This is a genomic window from Chloroflexota bacterium (assembly GCA_018829775.1).
GTDB lineage: Bacteria > Chloroflexota > Dehalococcoidia > Dehalococcoidales > RBG-16-60-22 > E44-bin89.
The window spans coordinates 1-10,046 of record JAHJTL010000107.1 but is presented as its reverse complement, the minus strand read 5'-3'; the positions used below and the strand labels follow the sequence as shown (position 1 = coordinate 10,046).

11 protein-coding genes are annotated in these 10,046 nt (G+C 46.8%); 5 read left to right on the top strand and 6 right to left on the bottom strand.

The window, feature by feature from the left end:
- The 3 genes from KKD83_10510 to KKD83_10500 all read right to left on the bottom strand — a co-directional run.
- On the bottom strand, window positions 1-201 hold a 201-nt coding region (locus KKD83_10510), incomplete at its 3' end, for a recombinase family protein (protein ID MBU2536576.1).
- Entirely contained in the window at window positions 182-343 is a 162-nt protein-coding gene (locus tag KKD83_10505; GenBank protein MBU2536575.1) for a hypothetical protein, read from the bottom strand. The genes KKD83_10505 and KKD83_10510, both read right to left, overlap by 20 nt.
- Window positions 340-555, bottom strand: coding sequence for a hypothetical protein (locus KKD83_10500; protein ID MBU2536574.1), 216 nt, complete (start codon window positions 553-555; stop codon window positions 340-342). Before KKD83_10500 ends, KKD83_10505 begins: the two co-directional genes overlap by 4 nt.
- 132 nt (window positions 556-687) lie before the next feature.
- Between KKD83_10500 and KKD83_10495 the strand changes: the two genes are divergently transcribed.
- Window positions 688-1,071 carry a hypothetical protein gene (locus KKD83_10495; GenBank protein MBU2536573.1) on the top strand — a complete coding sequence of 128 codons (384 nt, stop codon included), beginning with the start codon at window positions 688-690 and terminating at the stop codon, window positions 1,069-1,071.
- A gap of 134 nt (window positions 1,072-1,205) precedes the next feature.
- Window positions 1,206-1,478: a type II toxin-antitoxin system HicB family antitoxin gene (locus KKD83_10490; GenBank protein MBU2536572.1), complete on the top strand. Its 273-nt coding sequence runs from the start codon at window positions 1,206-1,208 to the stop codon at window positions 1,476-1,478.
- 516 nt (window positions 1,479-1,994) lie between these two features.
- Here the strand turns inward: KKD83_10490 and KKD83_10485 are convergent.
- The gene (locus KKD83_10485; GenBank protein ID MBU2536571.1) at window positions 1,995-2,516 is read right to left on the bottom strand and encodes a hypothetical protein; all 522 of its coding nucleotides are present in this window, start codon (window positions 2,514-2,516) and stop codon (window positions 1,995-1,997) included.
- A gap of 736 nt (window positions 2,517-3,252) precedes the next feature.
- The gene (locus tag KKD83_10480; GenBank protein ID MBU2536570.1) at window positions 3,253-3,363 is read right to left on the bottom strand and encodes a hypothetical protein; all 111 of its coding nucleotides are present in this window, start codon (window positions 3,361-3,363) and stop codon (window positions 3,253-3,255) included.
- A gap of 1,081 nt (window positions 3,364-4,444) precedes the next feature.
- Here KKD83_10480 and KKD83_10475 point away from each other — a divergent pair.
- From KKD83_10475 to KKD83_10465, 3 genes are all read left to right on the top strand, one after another.
- Window positions 4,445-6,604, top strand: coding sequence for an aldehyde:ferredoxin oxidoreductase (locus tag KKD83_10475; protein ID MBU2536569.1), 2,160 nt, complete (start codon window positions 4,445-4,447; stop codon window positions 6,602-6,604).
- A gap of 40 nt (window positions 6,605-6,644) precedes the next feature.
- The gene (locus KKD83_10470; protein MBU2536568.1) at window positions 6,645-6,902 is read left to right on the top strand and encodes a MoaD/ThiS family protein; all 258 of its coding nucleotides are present in this window, start codon (window positions 6,645-6,647) and stop codon (window positions 6,900-6,902) included.
- A 188-nt stretch (window positions 6,903-7,090) separates the two neighbouring features.
- A complete protein-coding gene (locus KKD83_10465) occupies window positions 7,091-8,269 on the top strand; it encodes a hypothetical protein (protein ID MBU2536567.1) in 1,179 nt (392 codons plus the stop codon).
- A gap of 195 nt (window positions 8,270-8,464) precedes the next feature.
- Here the strand turns inward: KKD83_10465 and KKD83_10460 are convergent, their stop codons facing one another.
- Entirely contained in the window at window positions 8,465-9,616 is a 1,152-nt protein-coding gene (locus tag KKD83_10460; protein ID MBU2536566.1) for an iron-containing alcohol dehydrogenase, read from the bottom strand.
- Between the last annotated feature and the right edge of the window lie 430 nt (window positions 9,617-10,046).

The window sequence follows — 10,046 nt, the reverse complement described above, 5'->3', positions numbered from 1 at the left end:
GTCAGGACGGTCGCCATTGGTGCCGGAATAGCCGGCGTCACAATAATCGACAGCGTTAGGTGCCACCTCAGCAAGCTTGGCCAGTTGCGACTCAAGTGAAGTGCCTTTTTCTTGTTCCTCAGTGCTTACGCGCCTGTATTGCCTGTCCATTTTCCTCCCTCCTTGTCCTGATAAAGGGTAACTAGTCTGGTTCTTTTTCATCTTCTCTGGCTGTAGCGGTCTTAGCGCGGCGTGGTCTCTTTCGGAGCAATTTACGCCACAGCCTTCTCACGGTGGACGATGGCTCGTCAGCAATTGGTCGCCAGTGGGTCTTAATTTTAACTTCTCTATCTTCGAGGTTCATTCTTGACCTTGCTCTCTTCGCAGAGCAATATCCTGCAGAATAATCTGGAGGCTCTTCTCCACATCAACCAGCTTAGTTCCAGGCTTGATCAGAGTAAATGTGAGCGCGTTGGGAAAGCCCTCAATCTCGCCAACGAACCCTTCCTTACGAATTACCCTCGGAAAGTAAGTCACGCCTGTCCGTGGGTCAACTTTGATGGTAACTTTAGCCATTTCTTGTTTTTCCCTTGACCTTTCTAAGAGGAGCATATATCATAAAAAGCGGTATTCAAATACATATAACCGACCCAACGCTGACATACCAGAAAATTCGTAAAAATTAATTTTGCTGTTAGGAGGATTGAAATGGGTATGGGAAAGGAGCCGTCATGGGAGATGAAAAAGGCGATTATTGACCTGGCAGCAAAACAGGGGCCAAGGCCAATAGTCATACAGCGAGACCTAGATAGAATGGTTAGTAGTGGGGGGTTACTAGAAGGCGAGTCTGTCCCGAATTTTAGAACTATAGGGCGGGTTCTCAAAAAATTCCAAACGATGGACCGAGAAATTATAGTAAGCGAGTTTAAACCATATGTTTGGAGCCTCAGGAACAATTTCGATGAGTTTAGGGATGGTCTCCGAAGTAACGTCAAGAAGTGTCATATTGACGCGAAATCTTTAAATTACGCTTTTGCGCCAGGTATAACAATGGGAAAAGGGGGGTGTATAAAAATGGCATGGGACAAGTGATATTGGATATGCAAGGTTCACCAGTATAGCAGCGGAGGATAGATTAAGGGAATCCTACCACCCGGTACCAAGTGCAAGTTTTGTCCTCCGGCAATCATTGAAGAAGCGGATAGCACGATTAGGGGAGGTGCTTCGTGACAGTACGATTTATTCTTACCGACTATGTTAGCCATGCCTTGGCACATGCCGTTTATGACAAACTGGAGGACGGCACTTTTGCCGGACGAATCCCCTCCTGTCCGGGTGTAGTAGCTTTCGGTACCGCTTTACACGAGTGTGAAGCTGAATTACGCTCTACTTTAGAGGACTGGATTCTGGTTGGCCTCAAACTGGGTCATTCTCTGCCAGTAATTGAGGGCATCGACCTTAACAAGGAGCCTCGACGTGAGCCAGTGGAGGCCATGTAAGCGGCGGAACTTTATTCGCCGCCTCAGGAAATTTGGCTTTGAGGGGCCATACACTGGAACACGACACCAGTTTATGGTCTATAAACAGCACCGTTTAGTAATTCCTGCTCAGGCCGAATTGATGAACTCAACTAGAGTAAAGGTGTAGGTAAACCTACACCTTTACTTGTTTTTTCGCAGCTTAGAAAAGGGCAGCTACTAAACCCCTACTTTGATAGGTATGCTGAATGGGAAGCTATTGTTTCTATTGTATCCGAAACATCTTGGTACCACAGGTGGGGCAAGTTCCCTTGGTCGCCGGTTTACCGTTCTTCATAGTGATTGACTTGGGATCCTTCATCTCTTTCTTGCTGCGGCATTTCATGCAATACGCTTGCATCGATTGTTACCTCCTTTTTGCTGTGCACGTTACAGCATCTATTCACCGATGTCAAGAGTTAGAAGCATGTACGGGTCAACGGTGGGTTTTTTACCCCGGAGAGGTATATTAATCTCGTCCTCCGTCTGGTTTTTGGTTTACCGGTCCTTGTTCATTTTCACTGCTGCTTTGGGCCCCAAACTTCGTTTCTGCAGCCAGATAGCAAATCCTACCGCCGCTTTAAGTAGATCCTTCTCAGCTTTTTCCATGTAACGGACATCTCCGGTCTTCATGGTCATCTTCGGGGCTTGAGAATATCGTTTGTAACTTCTAAGTACATCCTTAGAATATTCGAGTAATTCTGAATAGTCATCCATCTGGCCAATAACGAGTATTGCCGCGTCATCATCGGGGCCAATGCCAAGCAAGTGCGTTTCGACGATGTGTCTCGACAAGATCTCCTTCTTTTGTGGGTCCTCCAATGCATTTGACACGTAATAAGCACCAGTTTCCAGCAGATGTTCAGCCGTTGCCGACCGATTTGCACCACACTTTGATGCCAAATAACGAATTTGAGCGATCAACTCCTTGTCGATGACCACGTTGTATTGCTTTTTGGTCCTTTCCGCCATCTCATCAGTGTCCGTTGAGTTTAGTAACCTTGCCTTTACTCTGCTCATTAAGCCCATTTCAGCCTCCTCCACGGATTCCTAGATCATTTGCCTAGAATTGCTAAGGTTGACCTAGGAATCCGTGACTAATCAACTTTTATGCCCATTTTGTGACCAATTCGAATTGTTATTCTCCAAATTTGTCATCACAATTTTCCGCAAAATCGTCTTCGACGTTTTCTTCTCGCAGAATTCTCCGCGCTTGCTGGATGACTTGGATGTAAATTGTGCGCGAAACGACTATCTCAGATGGATCCACATCCATTCTGGCCAAAATGTCTAGGACATGCTGAAGTGTGATCATCTGCGGTTACCTCCCTTATTGATTTTTTTCATTTTTGATCGTTTTTTCATTTGTATAGCCGAATCACCTCCTTTCACCCCGTTTTTACCATCCTCATTATCTGAGTTAATTATTTCGAGCAAAATGTACGATAGGCGCAGGAAAGCACGCTCTGTCGCCGAGTCCAAATTGCTCTGCTTATGATCTGCCTTCCTCTTATTCTGTTGTTTTGCTTGCGTCCCGGTCATAGCGTTTAAAAGCCCTAGAAAATAAAAAAACCGGACTGAAAACTCAGTCCGGCAATTAATAGCAATAAGAACCACGCCACCGGCCTACGGTGGACTGTTTTGATTACGTTTATTTAATTGTTAAGCTGCTAACATAATATATATCACAAGTGCTTTCCCATGTCAACTATATTGAGCCGCATCTGAATGTGCTACGTAATGAAACAGATCAATGCTATCTCTTCCGCAATACAAATAATAAGTGCTGCGCCCGGCTGATGGCTACATACAATCCCATCTCACCTTCCCACCTTTCATCGCTGGGGTCCACATCTAGGATGAACACCGCGTCCGCCTCGCACCCCTTGAACTTCATGTACGTGTGGTAGTGAACGCAGTTCGGCTTATCCTCGAGCTCTTCGGTTACGATGAAGTTCCCAAGTCCTGGCTTGTCCCCTATGCAGGTACGGGCGAGGGAATGACCTCCGAGTATCACCACCTGGTCACGTGATAATCCCTGCTCGTCTTGAAAGCCAGTATGGAATTATCGGGATCTACGATTATCCTCTCCCGATAATCCTCTATTACCTTTTTATCCCGGTTAATCGGTTTCATCTCAAGCTACTTTTGACCTGTCCCGATTTTATCATTCTCCGCACAGTTTCATAGCTAACCCCATATTCCTTCGCTAGACTACGAAAGCTCTTGGTCTTGTGTTTACCTGTGAGCTCAGACCATACAACAGTCGATAATTTTCCTCTCCATGCTATGTTTAATGCAAGCGGAGCGAGCACCGGATAAAATCCCATTTCCAGATATTGCATCAAACCCCGATCCCCGCCGGGGTCGCCAGTGCAACAGATAGTATGACAGTCCAGCGTATTGAAGTTCAAAGAAAGGCTTAAATTCCGGCTGTGGTGTAACTGCTACGACCTTCTGGTCTATATGGCAGATTTGATTTTCGCCACAAACTGATAACTTTATTGTAGCCTTCAATGCTAAACTCCCTTATCAACACATCGTCGTAGTTCATATTCTATACCGTCTTCAAAATGACTATACAGATTGCATTATTATATCAGTTTCTACTTGTTAAACATAATGACGTTTTGTTTAACTTTCTCCTCAATAGCCTTCTTCTAGAGCCACTTTAAGCTACGTCTATAAGAGTATCAATACAAACGCATGAAATCCGTCAATTGGCACCATGGAAGAAAAAGATGCTGGGTAGAACCGGCAACGTCGATGATGTTACCACTCACTTGAATCGCAACCGTGACATAGCTAGGCGCATTCGCTATATTTGGGAATAAGTGAGGCTGGCAATCTTGCGACCTTTTCTTGCATTTGAACATCAGGCCTTTAATGAATTATAGTAAAAAGTCATCTCCTTCAATGAGCTGAGCAAATTCAAGACCGGAGTAAATATGGAGATATTAAAACAAATCAGATACGAACCTGCCCAAGTTACAGGTGGATACACGGACCAGTTACTCGAGATTGATCTGAGTAAGCTACAAATCACAATTCAAGACCTATCGCCTGATTTCAAAAACAAATACATCGGTGGTCGAGGTTACGCCCTGAAACTGATATGGGATGGTACAAGCCGAGAAACACGCTACGACAGCCCCGAAAATATCCTTGTAATGGCCAGTGGGCCGCTCGGCAATGAACCCAGTTTTCCAGGAACAGGTAAATTCATAGTTGGCACCATTTCGCCTCTTACGGATACATTTATTGATTCAAATGTCGGCGGTCATTTCGGCCCACTTTTAAAGCTTGCCGGTTTTGATGCACTTGCAGTTTCCGGAATAGCCAGCGCAGACTCGGTCATTGTAATTGACGGCGACTTACGAACTATCAGCATTATAGCTGCGCCTGCATACGATAAGGAAATTGATGAGGGTTCTCTTTCCTTTGGCAAAAGACTACTGGAAGATATAAACGACGGCGAGTACAGCGATTCACTTGCTGCGGTAACCACAGGCAAGGGCGCCTGCAACGCCAGGTTCGGCATCATAAACAGCCTGTTCTTTGACAGAAAGCGAAATCGCATTCGCGCCAAACAGGCGGGTAGAGGTGGTACGGGAACCGTTATGAGGACTAAGGGACTACGGGGTATTGTCGTGCATTCCAGCCTGTCAAAGGCAAATGGCAACAATGCTGTAGATAAAGAAGGTGTGCGCCGGGCAGGTTCCCGGTTGAGGGAGGTTATCTCTAAAGCTGATCCCAAACAGCTTCATCTTTCCGCATGGGGTACTACCATTCTGTCGGAATATATGAATAAATTCCACCTTTTTCCCATCAACAATTATCAGTACGGTCAAAGCTCTGAGTCCCCCAAGCTCTTTGCAGGTGTCTTTCTTGACAGGTACTTCACAAAAAATATGCCTGACGGTTGTTACTATGGGTGTAATCTGGCATGTTCTAAGAGTTCTGAAAATGTGGAACTGACACGAGGTCCATATGCAGGGCAAAAGGTTAGCATTGATGGTCCCGAGTATGAAACTGTTGGCGCAGTCTCTTGCATGGGTATTTTCGATCCCCATTTTGTCCTGGAATACAACTGGTACTGCGATGAATATGGTCTCGATACCATCTCTACAGGCACGACAATTGCATTCTTTATGGAGTGCTTTGAGCGCGGATTCCTCACTGCTGATGATATAGGTTATAAACTGACCTTCGGTAACATGGATGCTGTTGACAGGTTATTGCATGAAATTGCCAATGCTAAAGGCTTCGGCAAAGTTGCCGGGCAAGGTGTTGCTAGAGGTAAGAAATGGGTTGCCGAAAAGTACGCTGCTCGAAACGGTATCTCCCAGGATGCCGCCCTGGTTGAGCTGAGCAAATTCGCAATGGAGGTCAAAGGCCTCGAGTTCTCCATGTACGTGACTAAAGAGTCACTTGCCCAGCAAGGTGGCTATGGTTTCGCTCTCAAAGGACCACAACATGACGAGTCATGGCTGATCTTCATTGACCAGATTCACAAGGAGCTGCCCACCTTTGAAGATAAGGCGAATGCACTTAAATGGTTTCCTCTAATCCGCACATGGTTCAATGCTACCGGACTGTGCAAGCTTCCATGGATCGATGTACGAAATCCGGAGGCAGCCAATACCGATGAGCCTGCAAAAAACCTCCCAACACTTGCCTATTATGTTGACTACTTCAATGCAACAACAGGGAGTAACAAAACACTGAAGGATATTTTAGATGATTCGGAGAGACTTTACATACTTCAAAAGCTAATCAACTTGCGTCATGGTAAGGGTACCCGGGTTAGCGACCAGATACCATTAAGAGCAATGGGGCCGGTTTATTTTAATGAATACGAATCCCGAGCTGAATATTATGACGGATGGTTACGGGAACAGCTCGGTGATAGTGAAGTCCCGGCCGCCCCGGAGAAGAAGCATGAACTGCTTGTTAAGAAAAGGATTGAGGCTTATCAGCAGCTCTGCGATATAGTTTACGAAGAGAAAGGTTTCTCATCCGATGGAATACCAAAACGTGAAACAGTAGAAAAATTCGGACTTTTGGACGAACAGGCAGGAAAACTATTGCAGGGATTCGGCATGTGATCCGGGACGGGAAGATATATTAATTGGTAACCAAAATAATATGGCTCAGAAGATGATGGTCTCGGTCAAGTTCCTCGGTATGCAGCGCGTCGTAACAAAAAAAGATTCTGTAAATATACCTATAACAGGAGAGATGACGGTAAAAGATATCCTTGAATTCGTCAAGAACCTGTATCCAGATCTGACTTTGGATGAAGAGATGCTCTTTGTAACCGTTAACCAGGAAAAAGCATCTCTTGACAGGCTTTTAAGCGCTGATGATACCGTCTCATTTCTGCCTCACATCAGTGGTGGATAACAAAATCATTTTCAGACATCAGCATATAACAATAATGTAATAGTGAGCTGAGGGATAATATTCTCTATTAGCCTAAATAGGAAATCCCAACTAATAGCATAATTTGATAGCAAAGATGCAATATTTACGTTTTTTGCATATACTCATTATATGTAGTGAGCTTCGGTTAAAACGGAAAGGAGTTAATAATGGAATTGAGCGCTCAAGTTAAGGCTATTGCCCGGGAGAATGGGGCTGCTCTGGTGGGTATTACCTCCAGGGAAAGGCTAACCGGGGCACCGCCTTCAGCCGATCCCGATTACCTCCTGCCCTCCACCCGGTCTGTTATCTCTTTCGCCATGCCGCTGGATAGAAAGGTTATTCGGGACTACCTGAGTAAAAGGGATTGGTTGGCCCACGGGAACGACCATAAACGCATTTACCGGAATCTTTATGACATCGCTGAGCACCTTGCTGATTTCCTCAAGGAGAAGGGCTTTGAGGCGATACGACCGGATATGAACAATGTCTATCGCCCTGAAGGGGGTAGCAACCAGACCACGGACATGGCCAATATGGTAGAGATGGTGCCTGACTTCTCCCATCGTTACGGGGCAGTAGCCGCGGGGTTAGGACGGTTGGGCTGGAGCGGCAATTTGATGACTCCCCAGTTTGGCTCAGCGGTCTTCGTGGGCTCGGTGCTTACTTCAGCGGTACTGGAGGCTGATCCGCTCCTGGAAGAAGATCCCTGTGACAAGTGCAAGTTATGTACCACGGTTTGCCCTGTGGAGATGATAGATAAAAAGGAAACCATGTCTGTGACCATAGCCGGCAGAGAATACTGCTATGGGAAAAAGGAAAGCAATGCCCGCTGTATCATCGCCTGTGGCCACAACCACGGCCTGGGTCCTGACAAGACGTGGTCTACCTGGAGTCCCTACCATGTGAACTATCCCTTCCCCAATGAAGTGGCAGAAGTTATTGCCTTGAGCCGGCAGATACGAGCCGCCGACCCTAACTTCCAGGGAAAGCGAGCCGTACTTACTCAACGTGATAAATGCTTTGACCCCAATGAGATCTACATCAATACCTGTGGCAACTGCGGACTCATCTGCTGGGAAAAGCGGGAGGACCGGGAGGAGAATCGTCGTATACTGATGAACTCTGGTGTGGTAGTGCTCACTGCCGAGGGCAAACGGATGGCAGTACCGGCAGAGGAAACAACAGAACTGGATACACCGTATGGAGTAAAGGTAGCCATGCTGCGCCGGGAAGCCCAAGCGCTGCCGGAGCTTGCTAATTTGCTGAAAGAAGGGGCGCTGACTACCCGTGTGGCCAGAGATACCCAGATTCTGAACTATCTGGCCTCGCTGCCTGTCGCTGCTTGATAGCTATGACCTTTCTGTCTTTGGTCCTCACCGCCTCATAGCTGGCCCCATATTGTCTAGCCAGCTCTCTCAAGCTTTTCTGTTTGTTTTGTCACCCAATTGCACAATCTGACGGAAAGTGCAGAAAAAAGCCTTTTCCAATCCCGCACCAACACCAAAACTGGACTGATATACGGGGACAGGTCAGATGGCAATCTAGTATGCGTTCCGATACATTTCCACTATTTGCTTGGCTTCTATCTTAAGTGGCGGTACTTCCAAGCTGAAGGGGCACGTCCTTATCACGATGTTGGCCACTTCTTCAGCGTCTTCCAGCTTGCAGCCCAGGTCACGAAACCGTAATTTCATTCCCACACTCTCCAGCCACTCCTCAACAGCCTTTATACCATCTGCTTTACCGAAGACTTTAGTGCCTACCGCTTCTATTCTTTCCTTTCTGGCAGGAAGAATGTATTCCATAAATTTTGGCAGCAGAGCCGCCAGACCATCTGCGTGTGCCACATCATATAGCGCGCTTATCCCGTGTTCAATATTGTGGCAGTGCAAACCTCTCCCACGTCCTCCGCCCAGGGTGGCGAGAGCACACATGGCGATGGTACTGGTCCATGACAGCTGAGTACGCGCCTCAATATCGTCTGGTTTGGCTAATACCCGTGGCAGGTACTCCACGACCATTCTCATTAAATGCTCCCTTATGCCGTCATTCACCGGGGCATGTCCTTCAAGCAGGATATATGGCTCAATGCAATGAGCGAAAATATCCACCCCTCCCTGCGCAGTTTGTTTCTTGGGCACCGTAAGCGTGAGTTCGGGGTCAACGACGGCAACCTTGGCCGCCATGCGCCAGCTGGTAATCGGTCTCTTTTCGCGCGTGTCCCAATTTGTAACCACCACTGCGTTGTTCATCTCACTGCCGGTAGCTGCCAACGTCGGTACCTGGATAATTGAAGGTGTCGTGTCAATTACCACTCCCTCGTCGATTCCAGATAGTGCACGCTCCCAGAAAGGTTCATCGTGGGTACTGGCAACGGCTATCGCTTTGGCCGAGTCCATCGCGCTGCCCCCACCCAGACCGATAACCACATCTATTTTTTCTTTTCGCGCCAGACTGGCGCCTTCGTCTACCATAGTATGGCGCGGGTTCGGTTGTACCTTCTCAAAAACCAATACATCCAGTCCGTTTGACTCCAGCTCACTGATTATCCTATCCAGTAATCCCACGCGGCGAATGTCGGGGTAGGTAACGACCATCGCCTTTTTCCCCAATTGCTCGGCTTCCTTACCCAGCTCATTTATGCTTCCGACGCCAAATACCAGCTTGGTTGGTACATGCATTACGTATGTCATGGCCATATATCCTCCAGCGTTAAATTTACCTGTTTTCGTATTATCGCGGGAATTATAAAGCGGTCACAGGCGTATGTCAACTCAAGCTGCGCATTTTCTTATCAGGCCATGAGGCAATGTTGAGTATCTGGGGCTGCTCCATAAGATGTGGTACAATTATTTGAGCTATGCCAGCTCCTCACTATTATTAAAGATAGTTAGTACATTTTTGATTCAACGCACTGAGAATAATTTGATTACTTGAAGGAACAGCGGAGAGAAAAGATGATAGAAGCAGTAATGTTAAATCCCGGAGATAATATCGGTGTCGCATTGGTGGACCTTAAACCGGGGGCAGAAGTGAAGATATATGGTCGAGAGGTCCGGGTCAAATTGGCTGAGCCCATTCCTTATCAACATAAATTCAGTGTTACACCAATAGATTCCGGTC